This window comes from Bacillus sp. BC08, from assembly GCF_054326875.1.
In genome coordinates this window covers 467,524-491,001 of sequence record NZ_JBTGPA010000027.1, presented here as the reverse complement: position 1 = coordinate 491,001, position 23,478 = coordinate 467,524, and the positions used below count along the sequence as shown (strand labels likewise).

At 33.7% G+C, this 23,478-nt stretch carries 21 protein-coding genes; 17 read left to right on the top strand and 4 right to left on the bottom strand.

The window, feature by feature from the left end; genetic code table 11:
- Together ACXVYO_RS08695 and ACXVYO_RS08690 are read right to left on the bottom strand one after the other, a co-directional pair.
- A partial coding sequence (locus ACXVYO_RS08695; RefSeq protein ID WP_458466698.1) for a collagen-like repeat preface domain-containing protein occupies positions 1-724 on the bottom strand: 724 nt, incomplete at its 3' end.
- A 113-nt stretch (positions 725-837) separates the two neighbouring features.
- Entirely contained in the window at positions 838-1,803 is a 966-nt protein-coding gene (locus ACXVYO_RS08690; RefSeq protein ID WP_048544247.1) for a tyrosine-type recombinase/integrase, read from the bottom strand.
- 263 nt (positions 1,804-2,066) lie between these two features.
- On the opposite strand from ACXVYO_RS08690, the gene spoVK reads away from it, so the two are divergent.
- Positions 2,067-3,023 (top strand): stage V sporulation protein K, encoded by a 957-nt coding sequence (gene spoVK / locus ACXVYO_RS08685; RefSeq protein ID WP_061677942.1) that lies wholly within the window; start codon positions 2,067-2,069, stop codon positions 3,021-3,023.
- Positions 3,024-3,053: 30 nt separating this feature from the next.
- Here spoVK and ACXVYO_RS08680 read toward each other — a convergent pair whose 3' ends face one another.
- Entirely contained in the window at positions 3,054-3,191 is a 138-nt protein-coding gene (locus ACXVYO_RS08680) for a hypothetical protein (RefSeq protein ID WP_458466697.1), read from the bottom strand.
- A gap of 99 nt (positions 3,192-3,290) precedes the next feature.
- Complete coding sequence (locus tag ACXVYO_RS08675; protein ID WP_048544241.1) at positions 3,291-3,914, bottom strand: trimeric intracellular cation channel family protein; 624 nt, start codon at positions 3,912-3,914, stop codon at positions 3,291-3,293.
- Positions 3,915-4,006: 92 nt separating this feature from the next.
- On the opposite strand from ACXVYO_RS08675, the gene hflX reads away from it, so the two are divergent.
- The 16 genes from hflX (at position 4,007) to ACXVYO_RS08595 (ending at position 23,176) form a co-directional block, all read left to right on the top strand.
- Positions 4,007-5,281, top strand: a complete 1,275-nt coding sequence (gene hflX / locus ACXVYO_RS08670; RefSeq protein ID WP_458466716.1) for a GTPase HflX — start codon at positions 4,007-4,009, stop codon at positions 5,279-5,281.
- Positions 5,274-6,545, top strand: coding sequence for a methionine gamma-lyase family protein (locus ACXVYO_RS08665; RefSeq protein WP_458466696.1), 1,272 nt, complete (start codon positions 5,274-5,276; stop codon positions 6,543-6,545). The genes hflX and ACXVYO_RS08665 overlap by 8 nt, the downstream gene beginning before the upstream one ends.
- A gap of 175 nt (positions 6,546-6,720) precedes the next feature.
- Positions 6,721-7,110, top strand: coding sequence for a transcriptional repressor GlnR (gene glnR, locus ACXVYO_RS08660; protein ID WP_458466695.1), 390 nt, complete (start codon positions 6,721-6,723; stop codon positions 7,108-7,110).
- Positions 7,111-7,158: 48 nt separating this feature from the next.
- Positions 7,159-8,493 (top strand): type I glutamate--ammonia ligase, encoded by a 1,335-nt coding sequence (glnA, locus tag ACXVYO_RS08655; protein ID WP_458466694.1) that lies wholly within the window; start codon positions 7,159-7,161, stop codon positions 8,491-8,493.
- Between the two features lie 475 nt (positions 8,494-8,968).
- Complete coding sequence (locus ACXVYO_RS08650; protein ID WP_458466693.1) at positions 8,969-9,709, top strand: YveK family protein; 741 nt, start codon at positions 8,969-8,971, stop codon at positions 9,707-9,709.
- Complete coding sequence (locus ACXVYO_RS08645) at positions 9,658-10,320, top strand: CpsD/CapB family tyrosine-protein kinase (RefSeq protein WP_458466692.1); 663 nt, start codon at positions 9,658-9,660, stop codon at positions 10,318-10,320. The genes ACXVYO_RS08650 and ACXVYO_RS08645 overlap by 52 nt, the downstream gene beginning before the upstream one ends.
- 290 nt (positions 10,321-10,610) lie before the next feature.
- Positions 10,611-12,437: a polysaccharide biosynthesis protein gene (locus ACXVYO_RS08640; protein ID WP_458466691.1), complete on the top strand. Its 1,827-nt coding sequence runs from the start codon at positions 10,611-10,613 to the stop codon at positions 12,435-12,437.
- A gap of 33 nt (positions 12,438-12,470) precedes the next feature.
- Positions 12,471-13,628 (top strand): glycosyltransferase family 4 protein, encoded by a 1,158-nt coding sequence (locus ACXVYO_RS08635; RefSeq protein ID WP_458466690.1) that lies wholly within the window; start codon positions 12,471-12,473, stop codon positions 13,626-13,628.
- On the top strand, positions 13,613-14,722 hold the full coding sequence (locus tag ACXVYO_RS08630) for a glycosyltransferase family 1 protein (protein WP_458466689.1): 1,110 nt from the start codon (positions 13,613-13,615) through the stop codon (positions 14,720-14,722). The genes ACXVYO_RS08635 and ACXVYO_RS08630 overlap by 16 nt, the downstream gene beginning before the upstream one ends.
- A 5-nt stretch (positions 14,723-14,727) precedes the next feature.
- A complete protein-coding gene (locus tag ACXVYO_RS08625; protein WP_458466688.1) occupies positions 14,728-15,621 on the top strand; it encodes a glycosyltransferase family 2 protein in 894 nt (297 codons plus the stop codon).
- 35 nt (positions 15,622-15,656) lie between these two features.
- Positions 15,657-16,718 carry an EpsG family protein gene (locus ACXVYO_RS08620; protein ID WP_458466687.1) on the top strand — a complete coding sequence of 354 codons (1,062 nt, stop codon included), beginning with the start codon at positions 15,657-15,659 and terminating at the stop codon, positions 16,716-16,718.
- A 35-nt stretch (positions 16,719-16,753) separates the two neighbouring features.
- Positions 16,754-17,926, top strand: a complete 1,173-nt coding sequence (locus tag ACXVYO_RS08615; RefSeq protein WP_458466686.1) for a glycosyltransferase family 1 protein — start codon at positions 16,754-16,756, stop codon at positions 17,924-17,926.
- A gap of 119 nt (positions 17,927-18,045) precedes the next feature.
- Complete coding sequence (locus ACXVYO_RS08610) at positions 18,046-19,254, top strand: glycosyltransferase (protein WP_458466685.1); 1,209 nt, start codon at positions 18,046-18,048, stop codon at positions 19,252-19,254.
- Between the two features lie 63 nt (positions 19,255-19,317).
- Entirely contained in the window at positions 19,318-20,286 is a 969-nt protein-coding gene (locus ACXVYO_RS08605; RefSeq protein ID WP_458466684.1) for a polysaccharide pyruvyl transferase family protein, read from the top strand.
- A gap of 43 nt (positions 20,287-20,329) precedes the next feature.
- Positions 20,330-21,598: a peptidase gene (locus tag ACXVYO_RS08600; protein WP_458466683.1), complete on the top strand. Its 1,269-nt coding sequence runs from the start codon at positions 20,330-20,332 to the stop codon at positions 21,596-21,598.
- A gap of 18 nt (positions 21,599-21,616) precedes the next feature.
- The gene (locus ACXVYO_RS08595; protein ID WP_458466682.1) at positions 21,617-23,176 is read left to right on the top strand and encodes a lipopolysaccharide biosynthesis protein; all 1,560 of its coding nucleotides are present in this window, start codon (positions 21,617-21,619) and stop codon (positions 23,174-23,176) included.
- The last annotated feature ends 302 nt before the right edge of the window (positions 23,177-23,478 follow it).

The following is a 23,478-nucleotide window of genomic DNA, read 5'->3' as shown; positions in this document are numbered from 1 at the left end:
CAGTAGCACCTGTGTTACCTTGAACACCCTGAGGTCCAGTGGCACCAGTAGCACCGGTAGCGCCCGTGTTACCTCGAGGTCCAGTGGCACCAGTAGCGCCTGTGTTACCCTGAGGTCCAGTGGCGCCGGTAGCGCCCGTGTTACCTCGAGGCCCAGTAGGCCCAGTAGGCCCGGTAGCGCCTGTGTTACCCTGAGGCCCAGTGGCGCCGGTAGCACCCGTGTTACCTCGAGGCCCAGTAGGCCCGGTAGGACCTCTGCCGAACGAAGCTGAATTAACTAGAGTAGTTTGTAACTCTGCAATTAATTTAAGGAGTTCTTGGAGTGTACAATGATCGATTCGGAATAACTTTGTGATGTAAAGTAAATAATTAATTAAAATTTGGAGTTCAACAAATACAGCGCTTGCTATGAAGGTTGGGTTTCTTAATATAGTTATTAAGTTTTTAATAATAGCTAACCCTTGTGCTTTCAGGGAGGAAGTAGCGTCTAGTGAACAAATAAATTTACTTAGTAGGTTCAATGTATCGATTAGATCTTCAATATTTTGAGGAGATGGATTTGCGAAAAGTTTTGGAATTATTTTTGTTAAATCGATAATGATTGCGCGGAATGTTCTAAGTTGTGACTTAGTAACTGGGATTGATGGAGTATTTGGGATTCGTCCGGCGCTACTTGGAAAGCATGGTTTGGAGAATTTGTTCTGACTGTCGTTATAATGAGACATTAAATCTCTCCTTTCTCATGAGGATATGAACGAAACTCATCATAGTAGATGCAAAAATTAGTTAAATGGTCATAGTAAAATCGTTTGTTTAAAGAAAAAATAGAAAAAACGCCTTAGGATAAGGCGTTTTTTCTATTTTCTGCGTATTGATAATATCGTTTGAGTGAAACTTTTGATTTAAATCCAACTAGTTTTATAATTTCTGATTCTGGAGTTTCTTTTTTTATTAAGTTTAAAATATAGGTGTTACGAAAGTGTTGTCCTGAGATTCCTTTACGTAAATTAGCTCTAGATACTTCAAGGCGAATCATTTTTTGGATAGCGATTTCTGTTAATCCCTTTGGTGCATCATTTTCGTATACCCATCTGTATGTTCCGCGATTAAAATCAAATGCAATAAATAATGGGTCATTACTATGGTATTTTGGACGAACGGGTTCTGGGATGCTTTTGTAATAAGTATATAGTTGTTTTTTGTCTTCGCTAGTTAATGTAATTGTTCTTTCTATCCCTGCGGTTGCTGGGATAGATAATGTGTTTGTTTCGAAGTGGACGTGCTGCATAGTTAATGCTGTAAGATCCTGTAAGGATAATCCGTAGTCGATTAACAAGTTTAAAATAGCGATATTACGATCCATTAGTAAAGGGCGCACAGGACGTTGTTTTTCTGAAAGTCCTTCTAATGAAGTGACTATATGCTTTAATCTTTTTTCTTCATCAGATGAAATGAAATCCTCATTACGAAGTGTGCGGTCTGGTTGAATAGAAATTTCCATGTTCTTTAATGGATTAGGGATGTTTAGAAAGTGATGCATTCTATTTAATACAATAAATACACGATGCATCGTTTTCTCAGAGTAATGTCGATTCTTTTTTAAGTCGGAAAAGTAATCTTCATAGTCTTTTGTACAAAGTGTAGCCCATATATTACTGGAAGGGAGCTTTTTGTTTTTTTCTAACCAATGTCCGAAATCTTCAATGTCATAAACATAACGTTTAATGGTTGAAGGTTTTCGGCCTTTATTCAATAAAAAAATAGAAAAGGCTTGTATTGTATCATGGAATTCCGTTGTCTCCATAGTCCCACCACCTTCATTATTTCTTATATTATAGCAAACTTTTCTGAAAATAGTCATTTGCAAGGGAGACAGGAATAATAATATTTGGTGAGTGGATAAAGTGAAACTTTAATCAGTGGAGTATTTGTTCATCCCCCTTGATTATTAGTTGAACCAATCGGGCATTTACGGGCAGTTATCTTTCGTCTAACTTCCTCGCGTTTGCTGAATTTTGAGGTGGGAGTCTTATTGTCTGTTCATGCAGGATAAAATGAGGTGATTGTATGGAACAATCGATGCGAAAGAAAAATAATAATCAAATTAACATTGTGTTAAATCATCGAAAGAAAATTTCTTTACCGGCCGCGGAAAATAAAACGGTAATTTCAAGTGAAACTACTACGAAACATGAGATGTTGCAAAGAATTGAAGAAGAGATGGGAAAGCTAGTTGGAATGGATGATATAAAAAAGATAATAAAAGAAATATATGCTTGGATTTATGTGAATAAAAAAAGACAAGAAATAGGATTGAAGTCTGAGAAGCAAGTACTCCACATGTTGTTTAAAGGGAATCCAGGTACAGGGAAGACAACTGTTGCTAGAATGATAGGGAAATTGTTGTTTGAGATGAATATTCTATCAAAAGGGCACTTAGTTGAAGCTGAACGTGCGGATCTTGTGGGAGAGTACATTGGTCATACAGCTCAAAAAACAAGAGATTTAATAAAAAAAGCAATGGGAGGTATTTTGTTTATTGATGAGGCGTATTCATTAGCTCGAGGGGGAGAAAAAGATTTTGGGAAAGAAGCAATTGATACGCTCGTGAAACATATGGAAGATAAACAACACGGTTTTGTATTGATTTTAGCCGGATATTCAAGAGAGATGAATCACTTTCTTTCATTAAATCCAGGTCTGCAATCCCGTTTTCCATTTATAATTGAATTTGCGGATTACTCGGTAAATCAGTTGTTAGAAATAGGGAAGAGGATGTATGAAGAACGTGAATACCAGTTATCGAAAGAGGCTGAATGGAAATTTAGAGATCATTTACATGCTGTAAAGTACTCATCGCAAATTACATCGTTTAGTAATGGAAGATATGTACGGAATATTGTTGAAAAATCGATTCGTACACAGGCTATGCGCTTGTTGCAAGAGGATACGTATGATAAATATGATCTAATTGGGATATCAAGTAGTGATTTGATGCTTGAAGAGGAGACGCACAGTACGTGAACTGTGCGTCTGTTTTTTGTATAAGTGCTGTTACTCTTTTTTTGCTTTGTCTTGATAAGATTTATGGAAACGTTCCATTTTAGCGCTTTTTTCGTGTGCAGAATTAGGATCATGTCCAATTTGACCTACTGAGCTTTTTTGAGCACCTTTATTAATGTGGTTTGTCATTTGTATTCACCTCGCTTTGAGGATTAGTATAAACATTATGTAAAGAAAAACTCGTTAGAAAAGAAAAACCTCTTTACGTTCTGTAAAGAGGTTGGATTGCTATTTATGCACTGAACGTTCGTTTGTGTCGATACGTCTATGCGGTAAATGCCATTTGTAGTGAATAGAAACCATGCGGAAGCAAACAATTAAAATGAATAAGGTGTATAAAGCCCAATCACTAACAATAATTTGAGCGCCGATTAAGAAACCTGCTAGAATCGTCCAAAAAGCATATACTTCAGCTCGAAGGACGAGAGGTTTTCTACGGGCTAAAAGATCGCGGATAATACCGCCGCCAATGCCAGTTAAAACAGCTGCTACAATTGTAGCGCTAATTGGTAAATTTAATTTCTGAGCATATAATGCTCCTTGTACGGCGAATGCTGATAAGCCGATAGCATCAGTGATGTTTTCCCACTTTTTCCAGTGTCTAATTAATTTATTTGGAAAAAGGAAAATAATTGTCATTGATAAAAGTGCGATTTGGAATAACATGTCTTGTTGCCAAAACGCGACAATCGGATAACCGATTAATAAATTACGAAGGGCACCTCCCCCAAATGCGGTCGCCATTCCTAAAATATACACCCCGAAAATATCATAATCCTCTTCCATTGCAACAATGGCTCCGCTTAGTGCGAAAGCAATTGTGCCTATGATGCTAAAAATCTCCCATGCCATGAATTTTCTCCCCCGCTAACTAGATGAAATGTGCTTCCTCTGCTATTATATTAGAAGGTTTAAATTTCGAAAAGGATGAGTGAACATATTTGATGGAAGAAAAAGAAAAAGTCATATTAGTGGGCTGTCAATTGCCGCAAGAAGATGATGAAAAATTTATGCATTCCATGAAAGAGCTTGCATCGCTAGCGAAGACTGCGCGAGCAGAATTGTTAGTGTCTACAACGCAAAAACGCCCGAAGTTTCATCCGGCGACGTATATAGGTAAAGGTAAATTAGAAGAGCTTACAATGTTAACTGAAGAATTAGAACCGGATGTTATCGTATTTAATAACGAATTAACGCCGAGTCAAATTCGGAATTTATCCTCAGTATTAGATGCGAGGGTAATTGATCGAACACAACTCATATTAGATATTTTTGCGCAACGTGCGAAGTCGAGGGAAGGTAAGCTTCAAGTAGAATTAGCTCAGTTGCAATATACAATGCCGCGTCTTATGGGGCAAGGGTTGTCTTTGTCACGTCTTGGCGGTGGTATTGGAACAAGGGGACCAGGTGAGACGAAACTTGAGACGGATCGTCGTCATATTCGATCACGTATTGATGAAATAAAGAAACAACTTGCAGTCGTTGTGGAACATCGAAAAAGATATCGTGAGAGAAGAAAAGATAATAAAGTATTTCAAGTTTCATTAATAGGATATACGAATGCTGGGAAATCTACACTGTTTAACAGATTAACGGAAGCTGATACATTTGAAGAAAACTTGTTGTTTGCAACGCTAGACCCGACGACAAGGAAAATGCCGTTACCTTCTGGTTATACAGTATTACTAACTGATACGGTTGGTTTTATACAAGATTTACCTACGTCATTAATTGCAGCTTTTCGTTCGACATTAGAAGAGGCTGGTGAAGCGGATGTTATTTTACATGTAGTTGATTCTGCAGATCCTAATTATGTAGGGCATGAAAAAACAGTAAAACAATTATTGTCAGAACTTGAAATTAATCATATTCCTGTTATTACGTTATATAATAAAAAAGATGAATTACATCAAAACTTTATTCCGTTTCCGAAAAGTGACTTCTTAATGACTAGTGCTTTTGAAGAAAATGATTTATTACATATAAAAGAAGCGATAGAAACGAAAATGAAGGAAGAAATGAATCGTTATCAAGTGGAAATTCCTCCGAGTGAAGGTAAGTTGTTAACGTTATTAAAGACGGAAACACTTTTAACAAAGATGGAGTTTTTGGAAGATAAATTTGTATATGATTGCGTAGGGTATATTTTTGCTCATTCATCGCTTAATGTGCAATTAAAGAGATTTTTAGTGGAAGAAGGAGAAAATAAAAATGTTTGAACGTTTGAAAAATGGAGAAAAAATTGCTCCAATTGTAAAAGAAGTAGAGAGCCAAATTACAGAAGTACATAAACGTGCGGATGAAGTAATTGAAAGTAATCAGTTTCGTGTATTAGAAAGTTTTCGTAAACATAAAATTAGCGATTCGCATTTTATTCCGACGACAGGTTACGGTTATGATGATATTGGCCGTGATACGTTAGAAAAAGTGTATGCGGATGTATTTGGAGCGGAAGCTGGTCTTGTTCGTCCGCAAATTATTTCAGGTACTCACGCTATTTCTACAGCGTTATTCGGTATTTTACGTCCAGGAGATGAGTTATTGTACATCACTGGCAAGCCGTATGATACGTTAGAAGAAATCGTTGGTGTACGCGGAAAAGGTGTAGGTTCATTTAAAGAATATAATATTGGTTATAAGGCAGTTCCGCTTACTGAAGAGGGGCTTGTTGATTTTAGAGCTGTTGCGGCTGCAATTCATAGTAATACGAAGATGATTGGTATTCAGCGCTCAAAAGGCTACGCTACTCGTCCGTCATTTACTGTTTCTCAAATTAAAGAGATGATAGCGTTTGTTAAAGAAATTAAATCTGATGTTGTTGTATTTGTAGATAATTGTTATGGCGAGTTTATTGAAGAGCAAGAGCCATGTCATGTTGGTGCAGATTTAATGGCGGGTTCGCTTATTAAAAACCCTGGTGGTGGGATTGTTAAAACTGGTGGTTACATTGTTGGTAAAGAGCAGTATGTTGAAGCGTGTGCATATCGTTTAACATCTCCAGGAATCGGTGCGGAAGCAGGGGCGTCTTTATACAGTCTACAAGAAATGTATCAAGGGTTCTTCTTAGCGCCGCATGTAGCGGGACAAGCGCTAAAAGGTGCGATTTTTACAGCTGCATTTTTAGAGAAGTTAGGAATGAATACATCACCAGCATGGAATGCGCCACGAACAGATTTAATTCAGTCTGTTCAATTTGATGATAAAGATCGTATGATTGCATTCTGCCAAGCAATTCAATATGCATCTCCGATTAATTCTCACTTCACTCCATATGCCAACTATATGCCAGGTTATGAAGATGATGTCATTATGGCTGCGGGAACGTTTATTCAAGGTGCAAGTATTGAATTGTCAGCTGATGGTCCAATTCGTCCGCCTTATGTTGCTTACGTGCAAGGTGGGTTAACTTATTCACATGTGAAGATAGCGATTTGTTCTGCAATTGATGCATTAATTGAAAAAGAATTATTAACAATTTCTTAAGGGGAAGCTGTCGATTTCGACAGCTTTTTTCTAATGAAAGTAATGATTTATTTCATTAGAAAAAAGAATGAAAAAATTTATAAAAAAATCATGTAAGAAAAGCTAACATCTATTGACACTAAACATAACATGTTATAAAATGAGAAGCAGTTAAGGCGAAGGAGGAACTGAAACAATGAAAGAAGATAGACGTTCTGCCCCGCTGTTTCCTATTGGTATTGTTATGGATTTAACACAATTATCTGCACGTCAAATTCGCTACTATGAAGAGCATAATCTTGTTTCTCCAACCCGTACAAAGGGAAATCGTAGATTATTTTCATTTAACGATGTAGATAAGTTGTTAGAGATTAAAGATTTATTAGATCAAGGCTTGAATATGGCTGGTATTAAACAAGTGTTACTAATGAAAGAAAATCAAACAGAAACAGTGAAAATAAAAGAAGAAACGAAAGAAATTTCAAAAACTGAGCTTCGCAAAATACTTCGAGATGAACTACAACATACAGGTAGATTTAATCGAACTTCATTGCGACAAGGGGATATTTCAAGGTTTTTTCACTAAGGATAACTGATTCTGAAGGTGTTTAGAGGGACTAAGGAGGAATTTATAATGGCTAGGTACACAAAAGAAGATATTTTCCGTTTGGCGGAAGAAGAGAATGTAAAGTATATCCGTTTACAATTTACAGACCTTTTAGGAGTAATTAAAAACGTAGAGATTCCAGTGAGACAATTAACGAAAGCTCTTGATAACAAAATGATGTTTGATGGATCTTCGATTGAAGGTTTCGTACGTATTGAAGAATCTGATATGTATTTATATCCTGACTTAGATACTTGGGTAATTTTCCCATGGACTGCTGAAAAAGGTAAAGTTGCTCGTCTAATTTGTGACATTTACAATGCAGATGGCACTCCATTTGATGGAGACCCACGTAACAACTTAAAACGTGTGTTAAAAGAAATGGAAGCTTTAGGATTCTCAGATTTCAATCTTGGACCAGAGCCAGAATTCTTCCTATTTAAAGTAGATGAAAAAGGAAATCCAACATTAGAATTAAACGATAACGGTGGATACTTCGACCTTGCGCCGATGGATCTAGGGGAAAACTGTCGTCGTGATATCGTTCTTGAACTAGAAGAGATGGGCTTTGAAATTGAAGCGTCTCACCATGAGGTTGCTCCAGGGCAACACGAAATTGACTTTAAATATGCAAATGCAATTCGCTCATGTGATGATATTCAAACATTCAAACTTGTTGTAAAAACAATTGCTCGTAAACACGGTTTACATGCAACATTTATGCCAAAACCATTATACGGTGTGAACGGTTCAGGTATGCACTGTAACTTATCACTATTCAAAAATGGTGAGAACGTATTCTTCGATCAAAACGGTGACTTACAATTAAGTGATGATGCTCGTCATTTCATCGCAGGTATTTTAAAACACGCACCAGCATTTACAGCGGTAGCAAATCCAACTGTAAACTCTTACAAGCGTTTAGTACCTGGATACGAAGCTCCTTGTTACGTAGCATGGTCTGCACAAAACCGTAGCCCATTAGTACGTATCCCTGCATCTCGTGGTATTAGTACACGCGTAGAAGTACGTAGTGTTGACCCAGCTGCAAACCCATATTTAGTAATGGCTACATTATTAGCAGCAGGTCTTGACGGAATTAAAAACAAATTAACGCCACCAGCTGCAGTAGACCGTAATATCTATGTAATGACAAAAGAAGAGCGCGAAGAAGCAGGTATCGTTGATTTACCAGCAACATTAGCGCAAGCATTAGTTACATTACAATCTAATGAAGTAGTATGTCGTGCACTAGGTGACCATTTACTTGAGCACTTCATCGAAGCAAAAGAGATTGAGTGGGATATATTCCGCACGCAAGTTCACCAATGGGAACGCGATCAATATATGTCTCTATACTAAGAAACTTAAACCCTTGACACATAACGTGTTGAGGGTTTTTTATTTATCGGGCATTTTTATATGAGGAATAGAAAGGGGCAAGCAAATTCCAAAATGTACTTGCTAATAACTATGCAAAATGAATATCATTTGAAAAAAAGTGAATTGTTTAATATATATGACCTATTTTAATGGGGTGAAAAGTCTTGTTGAAATAAGTTTCAATACAAAGAAAAACCCCCTGATACCGCAGTAATAGAGGGTTTTCGTCATTTATCTACAGTGAATTATGAAGAATATTGTCGTAATTTTTGAACTGAAATTAAGAAGTGTTTAAACAAAAATAAATTATATTGACTCGTTCTATATAAAGAACTAAAATGACAGTAATTAGGGAGTTTTGTATATTCGAAAAATAAAAATAATAATTTTATTTTTGTTTTTTTATGGAATGTTCAACTGAAATCTCATTGGTATTAAATGAGGGGGAGAAGTAATGAATAAGGAAATAAATTTGAAAAATCTATTCACTGTAATATGGAAAAGGATGTGGATACTGCTATTGTTTACGACTCTTACAACGGTAGGAGGAGCTTTGTATAGTGTGTATATGAAAACGCCTCTGTATGCTTCCTCAGCAAGGGTAATTGTTCAAGCTAACGCTGAAACGATGAATACATTGAAAGCGTTGGTGAATGAGCCTGTAATATTAGAAAAAGTAGCTGCTGAATTGAATATAAACAGATCAGCAGGTGCATTAAGTGGACAAATAAGTACGGAAAGTGTACAAGGCTCTCAAATTATGAGGATAAATGTAGTGGATATGGATCCTGTGCTTGCACATAAAATTGCAAATACTACAGCGGCTGTTTATAAACAAGAAGTAGCTAATATACTGAATTTTAATAATGTGAGCATATTACCAGAAGATCCAGTTCAAAAATATTCTATGCCTATAAATATAAATCACTTTAAGACGATACTAATCGCATTCACGTTAGGTATGGTGCTCAGTATCGGTTTTGTTTTTTTATTGGATTCATTGGATGAGAGAATCAAATCAGAACGACGAATTGAACAATTGTTAGATATCCCTGTTTTAGGTGGAATTTCTAAAATGAATAAGAAGAATATGAAAGACAAATTTAGTGGGAAAAATACAGTGTTATTGGGGGAGGGAACAGAGTGGCATACAAAAATAGATGGAAAACAAATAAAGTTAAAGGAGAAAGTATGATTGCGTATACCGCCCCAAGATCGAAAATTTCGGAGCAGTATCGTTCGCTACGAACTAACATTCAATTATCTTCGTCGATTCATAAAAGTAGAACGATAGTGATTACTTCTCCGAGGTACGGTGAAGGGAAATCAACAATTACAGTTAATTTAGCGGTCTCAATGGCGCAAAAAGGCGAAAAAGTATTGGTAATAGACGCGAATTTACGAACACCAACGATTCATGAAATGTTTAGAGTGGAAAATACAATTGGATTAACTGACATATTAAACGGAAAAACAAATTTAGTGGGTGCTGTAAAAAAAACAAAGATGGAAAGTCTGGATGTATTAACTAGCGGTCCAGTACCATTCAATCCGTCAGAAGTACTTAGTTCAGAGGCAATGGATATGCTAATTCAAAAGGCGATGGAACGATATGACATCATATTATTTGACTCTTCTCCTGTATTAGAAGTAACAGATACGAGCATATTAGCTGATAAGTGTGAAGGAGTACTTTTGGTAATCCGGTATAATCGCACTGTGAACGAAGATGCACTTGAAACGAAAAGGGCACTAAGTTTTACGAAAAGTAGAATATTGGGTGCGATTTTGAATGGGAAAGTATAAAAGATATTATTAAATTAAACATTCGTACGTGAAATTGTTCGTTATAAAGAAAATTCAATGAAATTGTGATATGGTGATGTCTCCTAACCGTTATCAATGGAGGCACTCGATTATGCTGTGGGTTGTGAAAATAACCTTAGATGCCGGTCGTCAAAAGTGTAATGTGAGGGAGGGTTAGATGCCCATGTTTTATTAAAGTTTCTAACTATATGTTTTTAATAAAGAGAATATAGTTAGAAACTTTAAGTTTGAAAGAGTTAAGTAAGGAATTGATTAAAGGGGGAAGTTATATGACGTATCGCCGGAGGATATCGTTATTGCTTTTAATGGATTCACTGATAGTATTAACTGCTATTTTTTTTAGTTATTTTTTTGTAAATGCTAGCTTCAGTGTTATCACTTTATCATCAGTTATTAGCTCTATCACTTTATTAGTTAGTCATCATTTGTTTGCTTTTATTTATAAGTTATATAAAAAGGCATTGGAATATGCAAGTATAGGAGAATTGCTAATTATATGCAAGGTTGTTACATATTCTATACTTACTACAGCGGCTGTGCAGCAATTAATCATGGGGAAAATGTATTTTCGATTGTTAGTTGTTACTTGGATGATTCATATTTTATTAATAGGTGGTTCTCGCTTTATTTGGAGAATGTACAGAGATATTTATTATGTTAAAAAAGGCGATAAGAAAAGAACGTTAATTGTTGGTGCTGGATCCGCTGGGACAATGGTTGCTAGACAGTTGTTAAAGAACAGTGCTACGGAATTAATGCCAGTCGCGTTTATTGATGATAATGTCAAAAAACATAATCTAGATATTTGGGGGATTCCTGTAATTGGTGGTATGAACCAAATTGATTACGTTATTAAAAAACTGAATATTGAAATGATAATTTTAGCAATTCCTTCGTTAAACAAAAAAGAAAGGAATATTATTTTAAAAGATTGTTTAAAAACAAATGTGAAAACGCAAATTCTTCCAATGTTAGAAGACTTAGTAACAGGTAAAGTTTCAGTGAATGAATTCAGAGATGTTCAAGTAGAAGATTTATTAGGGCGTGATCCTGTAGAGCTAGATGTGGATATCATTTCAGATTATATAACTGATAAAGTCATTTTAGTTACTGGTGCAGGTGGATCGATAGGCTCAGAAATTTGTAGACAAGTTGCGAAATTTAAGCCCAAAAAATTGATTTTATTAGGGCACGGAGAAAACAGTATATATTCAATAGAAATGGAATTAAATGAAAAACATAATGATAGGAAAGGCGTGTTTATTCCAGAAATCGCAGATATTCAAGATGAAAAGAAGATGCATGTAATAATGAAAAAACATTTTCCTCATGTTGTATATCACGCTGCTGCACATAAACATGTACCATTGATGGAAAACAATCCTGAAGAGGCTGTTAAAAATAATTTGATTGGGACTATGAATATAGCAGAGGCGGCAAGAACACATGGAGTAGGAACGTTTGTTATGATTTCGTCAGATAAAGCAGTGAACCCAACGAGTGTTATGGGGGCAACAAAGAAATTAGCTGAGATGGTAATACAACATAAAGATAAAATAAGTCATACAAAGTTTGTTACTGTACGATTTGGAAATGTCTTAGGGAGTAGAGGGAGTGTTATCCCTTTATTTAAGAAGCAGATTCAAAAAGGTGGACCAGTTACTGTTACTCATCCAGATATGGTTCGTTATTTTATGACAATTCCGGAGGCGTCTAGACTTGTAGTACAAGCTGGTGCGTTAGCTAAAGGTGGAGAAATTTTTGTGCTGGATATGGGAGAAGCAGTAAAAATAGTAGATCTTGCTAAAAACCTCATTCGATTGTCAGGAAACTCCGTGGATGAAATAGGAATAGAATTTACGGGTATACGCCCAGGAGAGAAACTTTTTGAAGAATTACTAAAAGAAGATGAGATGAATGAGCAGCAAGTCCACCCAAGAATTTATGTAGGGCAAGAAATGAATGTTCGTATAGAAGAAATAGAAAAAATAATTTCTGAATATACAGAATTAGATGAATTTGAACTGAGAAAGCGATTGTTAAATTTAGTGAATCAGCGTAAAACTTTAAAACTATTAATACCAGTATCAGGTTAATGACAAAAATTCATAATAAGACGGGTGCGTGGGATGGTGTCTAAAAAAGTTCTGTTTTGTGCAACTGTGGATTATCATTTTAAAGCTTTTCATTTACCGTATTTGAAATGGTTTGCAGACCAAGGTTGGGAAGTACACGTTGCAGCAAATGGGGATATACACCTTCCGTATGTAACTGAAAAATATAATATTCCTATTCAAAGATCACCTCTTAGCATACAAAACCTTCATGCATATAAAAAACTCAAATCAATTATGCATCAAAATAAATATAATATCATTCACTGTCATACGCCTATGGGAGGCGTAATTGCTCGTCTAGCTGCTCGGAAAGCAAGGAGGGAAGGGACGAAGGTCATATATACGGCACATGGATTTCACTTTTGTAAAGGATCATCGTTTATAAATTGGCTTTTATATTATCCAATTGAAAGAAGTTTGGCAATTAATACAGATTGTCTTATAACAATTAACCAAGAAGATTACAATTTAGCAGTTAAACATCGTTTTCAAGCGAAAGATATTAAACTCGTTCATGGTGTAGGGGTAGATATAGAAAGATTTACCCCAGTAACTGAAACGGAAAAACAAGCATTAAAGCTAAAATTTAACTATAATCCACAAGATTTTTTAATGTTTTATGCTGCTGAATTTAATAAGAATAAAAACCAAAGTTTTTTAATTCATGTATTAGCAAAATTGAGAAATGAAATTCCGCATGCGAAGCTTTTACTTGCTGGTGAAGGGCCGTTAATGGAAGAATGCAAAAAACTAGCTACTCAACTTCGGGTGAGTAATATGTTGCACTTTCTTGGTTATAGACATGATATAAACCATTTGCTACAGATGTGTGATCTAGCTGTTGCATCCAGTTACAGGGAAGGTTTGCCAGTTAATATTATGGAAGCCATGGCTTGTGGACTTCCGGTTATCGCTACAAGTAATAGAGGGCATAGGGAGTTAATTATTAATGATAAAAATGGTTGGACTATAGAACGTGATGACATAAAGACGATGGCTGAAAGAATCAATACTATTTCTAAAAATACTAAATTACAAGCGCAGTTTGGACAGTATGGACGTACTATTATTGCGAATGAATATTCAGTTAATGAAGTGTTGAAAGAGAAAAAAGAAATTTATACAAGTTATATGGATGAAATGGAGGATTTAAATTGGGCACTCCATTAAGAGTATTACATGTAGTCGTAAATATGAATAGAGGCGGAGCCGAAACTTTAATTATGAATTTGTATCGTAATATAGACCGCTCAAAAGTACAATTTGATTTTTTAACTTGTAAAGAGGGAGTATTTGATGAAGAGATAGTAAAGTTGGGCGGGGAAGTTCATAGAATTCCATACGTTACAGATGTTGGTCATAGAGGTTATATAAAGGCTCTCAATACCTTCTTTAACTCTCATCCACAATATAAAATTATTCATTCACATATGGATAAAATGAGTGGATTTGTACTTCGTTCAGCAAAAAAAGCAAGGGTGCCAGTTAGGATTGCGCATAGTCATAATACTAGTAGTGAAGGTGGTACTGCTGCAAAAATTTATAAATGGTATGCAGGGAAATCTATAGATACATGTGCAACACACTTGCTAGCATGTTCAAACGCTGCTGCCAGGTGGTTATTTTCAGGTAAAGCTGATGTAGCTAAAATCTTAAAAAATGGAATCGATTGTGATAGATTTTTGTTCTGTCCAGAAATGAGAAAACAAGTTAGAGAAGAATTACAACTTGAGCAAGACGCTCTTGTTATTGGCCATGTTGGAAGATTTGCTCAACAAAAAAATCATACTTACCTTATAGAATTATTCGCTCAGTTAACCCGATTTAGGCCAAATTCAATGCTTTTATTAGCTGGCGAAGGGCCACTTCGTGTGGAAATTGAAAATCAAGTAAGGGAATTGAATTTGGAGAATCATATAAGATTTCTTGGGATACGAGCAGATATAGAGAGGGTACTTCAAGCGTTTGATGCATTTGTTTTTCCATCCATACATGAGGGATTACCACTTACTCTCATAGAGGCGCAAGGAGTTGGTTTACCTTGTATTATATCAGATGCAATTACGAAAGAAGTGGACTTGGGAATGAACCTAGTTGAACATGTTCCTCTGACAGATAAAAAGGCTTGGATAGAAAAAATGAAAAATATAGAAATTAGTAATTTGTCGAGAAAAATACCAACTCAAATATTTTTAGACAAAGGCTACGATATAAAACATACGGCAGAATTAACTCAAGACTATTATTCAGTACTTTCGAGGTGAGGAATATGGAGAATTTAACGATTTTCACCCCTACTTATAATAGAGCGTATTGTCTTACAAATTGTTATGAGAGTTTAAAACGTCAAACATGTAAGAGTTTTATATGGTTAATAATAGATGACGGATCTAATGATAACACAAAAGAATTGGTCGATAGCTGGATAGCTGAAAAACAAATCAAAATTCTGTATCATTGGCAACAAAATCAAGGGATGCATGGTGCACATAATACAGCCTATGAAATGATTGATACGGAGTTAAATGTTTGTATTGATTCAGATGATTATATGCCAGATGATGCTGTAGAAAAAATCCTTTCTTTTTGGGGTAGCTATGGAAATGCTGAAGTTAGTGGAATAATTGGACTGGACTTGTATACAAATGGGCAAATAATTGGCTCAAAGTTACCAGAGAATCTTAAATACTCCACACTTTTTGATCTTTACAACACACATGGTGTCACAGGTGATAAAAAACTGGTCTATCGCACACAATTGACTAAGAAATATCCATATCCCATTTTTAAAAATGAAAAATATGTAGGGTTAGCATATAAATACTATATGTTAGATCAACAATATGAAATGTTATTAATGAACGAAGCACTTTGTTATGTGGAATACATGGCTGATGGATCATCAATGAATATGCTAAATCAATACCGTAAAAATCCAAAAGGTTTTGCTTTTTATCGCAAGGAACTTATGAAATTGCCTTTTACGAATCGACTATTTAAGTATAGGCAAGCTATACATTATGTATCTAGTAGTTTCATATTGAGAAATAGAAGGTTTATACAAGAATCGCCATGTAAAGGACTGACACTTTGCGCACTACCATTTGGGGCTATCCTTTATAGTTACATTACAATGAAAACAAAAATGAAAGTAAACATGTAGAGACTTATTTAGTAATTAAATGAGAGGACAGAATAATGACCATACTTTGGATGAATCTTGCTATCGTATTCATGCTCGCATTTTTTGCAAGGTATTTTGCAATATCAGTGACTAATAGGCTTACATTGATAAAGCCCAATAGGCTGTTGATTATAATGGCGGCTTTATCTCTTGTGTTGGTGGCGGGGCTTCGAAATAATATTGGAGATACTTATTTTTATATGCATGCATATAAAATAACGGAGTTTAATTGGGAATATGTTCAAACTAACAAAGACATGGGCTTTAATATTTTTCAAATGGTTTTGAAAAAATATACGGATAATCCTCAAGTAATGGTTTTTACTACAGCATTGATAACAAATGTACTCATTGTAGCAACACTATATAAATATTCAAGACTAATTGAATTGAGTTTATATGTTTATATTACGTCGGGTATGTATTTAACATCAATGAATGGGATTAGGCAATATTTAGCCGCTGCAATTATTTTTGCTGCCACAAAATATATTTCTGAAGGGAAATGGAAAAAATATGTAGCAATTGTACTATGTGCATCAACATTTCATGCAAGTGCATTAGTTTTAATGCCAATATACTTTTTTGTAAGAAAAAAAGCCTGGTCAGGAACGACATATTTGCTCCTTTTTTTAGCGGTATGTGTAGTAATAGGTTTTAATCAGTTTTCGGAAATTTTATTTTCGGCTATTGGAAATACTCAATATGGTCAATATAAGGAATTTCATGAAGGTGGTGCCAATATACTTAGGGTTGCTGTGAATATAGTGCCAATTATACTGGCTTACCTTGGGAAAGATAAAATAAGGGCGTTATTCCCTGAAAGTGATTATATTGTAAATATGTCTATATTAGGTCTTGTTTTTATGATTATTTCAACACAAAATTGGATATTTGCTAGATTCTCCATATATTTTGGATTATATCAGTTAATATTAATTTCTTGGGTTGTGAAGTCATTTACAGATAAAGATCAAAAGTTGATTTATTATGCAGTTCTAGTGTGCTATTTTATTTATTTTGTATATGAACATGTCATTACTTTGGGAATTATCTATAAGAGTAATCTACTTTGATAATAAATTGCAAAATGCTAGGAGAGGATTGTTGAATGGGGATAGATTCTAAGTCTGAACCTATAAATAAAAAGAAGGTTTTACACATTGTCAGCGCCCTGAATCGCGGGGGAGCTGAAACATTATTAATGAATATATATAGGAAAATAGATAGGGGGCAGCTTCAGTTTGATTTTGTATCCCATCGAAATGAGAAAAATGATTACGAAGATGAAATAATGGCCTTAGGTGGGCGAATATATAAGGTACCTAGTTTAGGACAAATAGGACCTTTTGCCTATGTTAAAGAACTTGTGAAAATTATGTCGGATAATCAATATGAAGTTGTACATGCACATACGGATTATCAAGGTGGTTTTGTTGCTGTAGCGGCAAAAATAGCTGGTATAAAAAAGAGGATTTGTCATTCCCATAGTAATAATTGGCCACAAGACTCTGGAATAAAAGCAAGAGTTATCCTAAAGGTTTTGCAATCTATTATTAAATATGCTGGAACTAATTATTGTGCGTGTAGCGTTGAAGCAGCACGTTTTTTATTTGGTGAGAGAATGCTTCAAAGTCAGAGGATAAAACTGATTAAAAACGGTATAGATATTAATCAATTTACTGATATAGATGCCGGGAGTAGTGTCAGCGTAAGAAGGGAACTTAATATACCGAATACAGCAAAATTAATAGGACATATAGGAAGTTTTTCAGAGTCAAAGAATCATATTTTTATCCTAAAAGTTTTAAAGCAAATTTTAAAAAGAGATTCAAATTATGTTGCTATTCTAGTAGGAGATGGTCCGTTAAGGATTTCTATTGAATTAAAAGCAAAGCAATTAGGGATTTTTGAAAACATTAGATTTTTGGGCGTTAGGAAGGATATTCCACGACTCATGAAGAGCTTTGATGTTTTTATTTTTCCTTCTTTGTTTGAGGGGTTTGGTATTGTAACTTTAGAAGCGCAATCTGCAGGTGTACCATGTGTTGTAGCAGATACACTACCTAATAATACTGACATGGGGTTAGGGATAATGTCATTTGTTGACTTAGATGAAGAAATTGAAATATGGTGTAAAGAAATTTATAAAGCCTTGTTAAAAGAAAGACCAGACAGGGAATTCATAATTAACAATATATCGAAGTTAGGCTTTGATATTAACGATAACATTTACGAGTGGCTATCGTTATATGGAATTGTGTGCAAGGAAGAAGTAGGGTAATCTAATTTGCTTTCATTTTATATGTCTGATGTATAAGGGAAATTGGTAAGCGTAACAGCAAAATACTAATATAAAATGAAGAAGAGAAATCAATAATAGATTTTGTGAGGTATCCTATTATGAAAAAGAAAAGAATATTAATTACATCTTTTGATATGGAAATTGGTGGAGTAGAAAGAAGTTTGATTGGTTTATTAAATACAATTGATTACAGTAAGTATGATATAGATTTAATGTTATTTAAACATGAAGGAGGATTTTTCTCTTTACTACCCAAAGAGCCGAATTTATTAGAAGAATTGCAACGATATACTACTTTTAGAAAATCAATTAAACAGATATTACAAGAAGGGCTTTTCTCAATTGGAATTACTAGGATAATAGGAAAAGTTATGGGTGTTATGCATGGAAGGTTTGTAAATAGTAAAGAACCTGGATACTTTGTCATTCAATATGGATGGAGAATATCTCTTCCATTTCTTCCAAAATTGAGAGAAGAGTACGATGTTGCGATAAGTTTTTTATGGCCGCATTATTTTATAGGAGATAAAGTTCGAGCGAAAAGAAAAATCGGGTGGATTCATACGGATTATTCGAACATACAACTTAACAAAGAAATGGAATGTAAAATGTGGAGGGAAATGGATGATATCGTGGCGGTTTCTGAAAGTTGTAGAGAGACATTCCTGAATAGTCTACCTTATATTAATAAAGAGGTACAAGTGATAGAAAATATAATTGATTCTGAATTTGTTTGTGAACAATCTAATGAAGGAGATATTACTCAGGAAATATCAATAAATAGCGAGCAAATCAAGTTAATTACTGTTGCTAGACTTTCGCATGCTAAGGGAATTGATGACGCTATATATGCGCTTAGACAGTTATTAGATCAAGGATATGATATCGAGTGGTACATAGTTGGATATGGGCCGCAAGAAGCGGAACTTAAATTGTTGATAGATAAACTAGGACTTCAAGATAAATTTGTTTTACTAGGTAAGAAGATTAATCCGTACCCGTACATAAAAGCATGTGATATTTATGTACAACCTTCTAGGTACGAAGGGAAGGCAGTAACAGTTCGGGAAGCGCAAATTCTTAAGAAACCAGTATTAATAACTAATTTTTCAACTGCCAAAAGTCAGTTGGAGAACGGGGTAGATGGATATATTTGTCCAATGGGTATAAAGGGAATTGTCGAAGGAATAAAAAAAATGATTGATGATGTTGAATTCAGAAATGAAATTGTTAATAATGTAAGCCAAAAAAATTATGGTAATGAAATGGAAGTGGAAAAGATATATAGGTTAATTGAATTAGAATAGATTAAGCTATAAAACTAAAAAATCTTTTACTATTTATAAAAGATACTTGGGGGAATTATTTTTATGGATAATGTTTTAGTATTAGATACATCAGTAGGTTCTCTTAATAAGGGTGACGATATAATAATGAAGTGTGTAAAGCATCATCTTTCTGATATAACTAAAAATGCATATGTTTTAACATTACCTACTCATGTTTCACCTTTTCATTGGTACCAAGTAGCGAGAAAATCAAATAGGGTAAAGATTTATAGTGATGCGAAATATAAGTTTGTAGGTGGTTCGAATTTACTAGCAATGGATATGTTTACTCATTTTCCGCAGTGGAATATAAATATATTTAATTATGGTCCTCTAAAGGGGAGTATTCTGGTTGGAGTGGGTGCAGGCAAAGGGAATAAAATAAATCCTTATACAAAAATGTTATATAGAAAAGTTTTATCACATGAATATATACATAGCGTTAGAGATGAAAGAACAAAAAATTTTTTAGAAGAAATGGGGTTTAAAGCTCTAAATACTGGTTGTGCAACTTTGTGGTCTTTTACGCCTGATTTTTGTAGGGGAATTCCGAGTGGAAAATCGGAATCGGTTGTTTTCACATTAACTCATCATTCTAAAAATCGTGAAAAAGATCAATTACTGATAGATATACTTAACAAAAGTTATGAAAATGTCTACTTTTGGATACAAGATGCTGATGATTATGAATATTTAAAATCTCTAGATGGTATACAAGGTATAAAAATTATATCTCCTACTATAGAGGCATATGAAAAAATCCTAAATACAGCCGTTGATTATATTGGAACACGTTTACATGGCGGTATATTTGCTATGCGTCATAAAAAACGTGCAATAATTATCTCTATAGATGAAAGAGCTAAGGGGATGGGTGAAACGTATAATTTAAATCTGATTGATAGAGAAGATTTAAATAATCTCGAAAAAAGGATAAATGGAGAGTTTATCACGGATGTTCAAGTGAATTTTGATGTAGTAAATCAATGGTTAAAACAGTTCTCTAATTAACAAATGTATTGTGGTAAAAATGGCGATTTATTAGGAGGCTCAAATGAATAGTATAATTCTCGATAAAATTGTCGTAAGAAATAATAGGGTTGATTATTATTTTAGTATTAAGGGGGATTTACAAAAGTATTTTAAGACAAGTAATCATATGTTTCTTGAATATAACTATGATGTATCTGATATCCCTTTAAGTATTTTGGCCATTCCGTTTGTTGCGAATGTAGTTCCTCTTGTATGGATTACTAATTCAACAATAGTAATAAATGAATTAGATAAATCTTTTTATATGTGTTTAAATAATATAAAAAATGCATATCAAAACATGTTTCCTGGTGTGAAATTTAAAGGATCCATGGTTGTAGGAGAAATTATTGATAATGTTTACATTCCGGAACTTGAAGCGGCATCTTTATTTAGTGGTGGATTGGATGCACTTACTACATTTATAAGAATAAAAGATAAACATCCCTTGCTAGTTACTGAATATGGATGGCATGAAAATGAAATAGAAGGTAGTAAAGTATGGGAGGCAGATAAAGAAAATGCCGTAAATTTTGTAAAGGATAATGGACTAGAAAATATTTTTATACAATCTAACTATGGGACCTTTATAATTGCAGGGAACATTGACCATGATTTTAGAGAAAAGTTAAACGATACATGGTGGCATGGATTGCATCATGGTCTAGCAATAATATCTGCAGCTATTCCAATAGCTTTTAAATTTAAGATAAAATGTATATACATTGCAAGTTCTAATTCTCCATTATATCAAGTTACTTGTGCATCTGATCCAACTGTGGATAATGAAATAAAATATGCATCTGGAACAGTCTTTCATGATGGATACGAACTTACTAGGCAAGAAAAGATTAAAGTTGTTGTGGACCATTATTCAGCTAGTAAAGAACCTGTTAATATCAGGGTATGTTTTAAAAATGAAGAGAATTGTTGTAAATGTGAAAAATGTTTAAGAACAATTATGGGAATTATCGCTGAAGGGAGAGACCCTCGTGAATATGGTTTTAATATTCCAAGTAATCTTTATCAGTACGTTAAAACTTCTTTAAATAATGAGGTGAAGTTTTTTACTAATACATTCATTGAAATGTATTGGAATTTAATCCAAGTGCGAATGAAACAAAATTGTGATTGTATTACAGATAAAAATTTACTAAATTGGTTTCTAGATTATGATTTCAAGGCGCAACGAAGAAAAGCGTTATTAAAATACAGGATAACAAAGTTTTTCCCGATTTTAAAGAGGAAGATTAGTGCTAAATTTAGTAGAGTGGGTACGCAAAACAACTAAAATATAGAAGGTATTACGATGAGAATACAAAACTCCTTAAAAAATATTTTATTCGGTTTGTCTGGACAAATAATTAGTATTGGTATGGGATTTGTTGTTCGAACTGTTTTTATTTTTACACTCGGTATAGAGTATTTAGGTGTGGAGGGGCTTTTTACAAGTGTACTATTGATGTTTTCCCTAGCTAATTTAGGATTTGATACAGCTATAATATATAGTTTATATAGGCCATTAGCTGAGAAGGATATTTATAAAATACAGGCATTAATGAATTTATATCAAAAAGCATACAGATTAATAGGAGTAGTAGTTTTATTAATAGGGTTATCTCTATTGCCGTTTCTTGATCATTTAGTGAATGCAGATACTACGATTAAAGACATTAACATTATCTATCTTTTATTTTTAATAAGTTCAGTGTCATCATATTATTTTGTATATAAGCAATCTATTATTATTGCTGATCAAAGTAACTATATTATTTCTAAAATACACACTTTGTTCATAATTATATCTAATGCATTACAAATTGTTTTATTAATAATTATTAGTGATTACATTGTAGTACTGGTAGCTCAATTAACATTAAAAGTAATTGAGAATGTATATATTGCAAATAAGGCAAATAAATTATATCCATTTTTAAAAGAAAAAAATAATGCGAAATTATCTAAGACAGACAGACGTGAGTTTTTTGAGAATTTGTATTCCTTGTTGCTATATAAAATTAGTGGTGTAGTAATTAATGCAACAGATAATATAGTTATATCGAAATTTATTGGGGTTATTTGGGTTGGGGTTTATTCAAATTATTTGTTGATCTTAAATACATTAAATACCTTATTAGGCTATTTGTTTTATTCTATCACTGCTAGTGTTGGAAATTTGAATGTGAAAGAAAATGCAGAAAAAAAATATTTTATTTTTCGCGTGATTAATTTTTTGAATTTTTGGATATATGGATTTTGTACAGTTTGCCTTTGGAATTTGATAAATCCTTTCATAACAATCTGGTTAGGTGAGGAATATGTGTTTAATAAGTATGTATTATTTTTCATATTACTTAATTTTTTCACTTCAGGAATGCAAAATACAACTACAATGTTTAGAGAAACCACAGGTTTATTTAAAAAAGGGAAGTACAGACCTATTATAGCGGCAATTATAAATATTGTAGTTTCTATAATTCTCGCGAAACAAATAGGAATAGCAGGAGTGCTTTTAGGGACTGTTATTAGTAGATTATGTACTTACTTTTGGTATGACCCTTATATTATATTTAAAATGATCTTTAAAAAATCTGTAAAAGTATATTTTATTAGATATATTTTGTTTGTAGTGCTTGTATTATTTTCTATTATAGTAACGGATTTTATTAGTTATATTTTTCACATAAATATATTTATGGACATGGCAATACGTAGTATTTTGTGCCTGATTATTCCGAATCTAATCTTTTGGATGGTATTTAAAGAGGCGGAAGAGTATAGATATTTCCTTAACTTAACCCGGATATTAATACAAAAAATAAAATCGAAAACATTAACTCGGAAATTTTCGAATGATAATTATTCATAAATTATAATTTTATTTTTTCCATATCACAGCAAAAAATGCTTTATTTACGGAAGAGATTTTAAGTTGTTCTGAAAATAATAGTAGGTAATAATAGGGTTGTTATGTATAAAGAGTATAGTGCCTTTTTAATAATATTGTAAGTTTAAATAGTATAAATAAAAGAGTATTGAAATAAAAACAGCCAGTAAGAATAGATTTTTTTAGGAAGGAGAAAGGAATTGTAAAAATGCTTTCTAAATAATGGATCTCTAAAAACAATAAAAAGTGATATTACTTCTCTTATATCCAATCAATTTACCTTA

Excerpts from the sequence above, each read along its gene's own strand:
- glnR (WP_458466695.1), top strand. The coding sequence starts at position 6,721 with ATGAAAGAAGATAGACGTTCTGCCCCGCTGTTTCCTATTGGTATTGTT.
- ACXVYO_RS08650 (WP_458466693.1), top strand. The coding sequence starts at position 8,969 with ATGAATAAGGAAATAAATTTGAAAAATCTATTCACTGTAATATGGAAA.
- ACXVYO_RS08620 (WP_458466687.1), top strand. The coding sequence starts at position 15,657 with ATGACCATACTTTGGATGAATCTTGCTATCGTATTCATGCTCGCATTT.
- ACXVYO_RS08680 (WP_458466697.1), bottom strand. The coding sequence starts at position 3,191 with ATGACAAACCACATTAATAAAGGTGCTCAAAAAAGCTCAGTAGGTCAA.
- ACXVYO_RS08595 (WP_458466682.1), top strand. The coding sequence starts at position 21,617 with ATGAGAATACAAAACTCCTTAAAAAATATTTTATTCGGTTTGTCTGGA.
- ACXVYO_RS08610 (WP_458466685.1), top strand. The coding sequence starts at position 18,046 with ATGAAAAAGAAAAGAATATTAATTACATCTTTTGATATGGAAATTGGT.
- ACXVYO_RS08675 (WP_048544241.1), bottom strand. The coding sequence starts at position 3,914 with ATGGCATGGGAGATTTTTAGCATCATAGGCACAATTGCTTTCGCACTA.
- ACXVYO_RS08665 (WP_458466696.1), top strand. The coding sequence starts at position 5,274 with ATGTTTGAACGTTTGAAAAATGGAGAAAAAATTGCTCCAATTGTAAAA.
- ACXVYO_RS08635 (WP_458466690.1), top strand. The coding sequence starts at position 12,471 with ATGGTGTCTAAAAAAGTTCTGTTTTGTGCAACTGTGGATTATCATTTT.
- ACXVYO_RS08690 (WP_048544247.1), bottom strand. The coding sequence starts at position 1,803 with ATGGAGACAACGGAATTCCATGATACAATACAAGCCTTTTCTATTTTT.
- ACXVYO_RS08640 (WP_458466691.1), top strand. The coding sequence starts at position 10,611 with ATGACGTATCGCCGGAGGATATCGTTATTGCTTTTAATGGATTCACTG.
- ACXVYO_RS08625 (WP_458466688.1), top strand. The coding sequence starts at position 14,728 with ATGGAGAATTTAACGATTTTCACCCCTACTTATAATAGAGCGTATTGT.
- hflX (WP_458466716.1), top strand. The coding sequence starts at position 4,007 with ATGGAAGAAAAAGAAAAAGTCATATTAGTGGGCTGTCAATTGCCGCAA.
- glnA (WP_458466694.1), top strand. The coding sequence starts at position 7,159 with ATGGCTAGGTACACAAAAGAAGATATTTTCCGTTTGGCGGAAGAAGAG.
- ACXVYO_RS08615 (WP_458466686.1), top strand. The coding sequence starts at position 16,754 with ATGGGGATAGATTCTAAGTCTGAACCTATAAATAAAAAGAAGGTTTTA.
- ACXVYO_RS08605 (WP_458466684.1), top strand. The coding sequence starts at position 19,318 with ATGGATAATGTTTTAGTATTAGATACATCAGTAGGTTCTCTTAATAAG.
- ACXVYO_RS08600 (WP_458466683.1), top strand. The coding sequence starts at position 20,330 with ATGAATAGTATAATTCTCGATAAAATTGTCGTAAGAAATAATAGGGTT.
- spoVK (WP_061677942.1), top strand. The coding sequence starts at position 2,067 with ATGGAACAATCGATGCGAAAGAAAAATAATAATCAAATTAACATTGTG.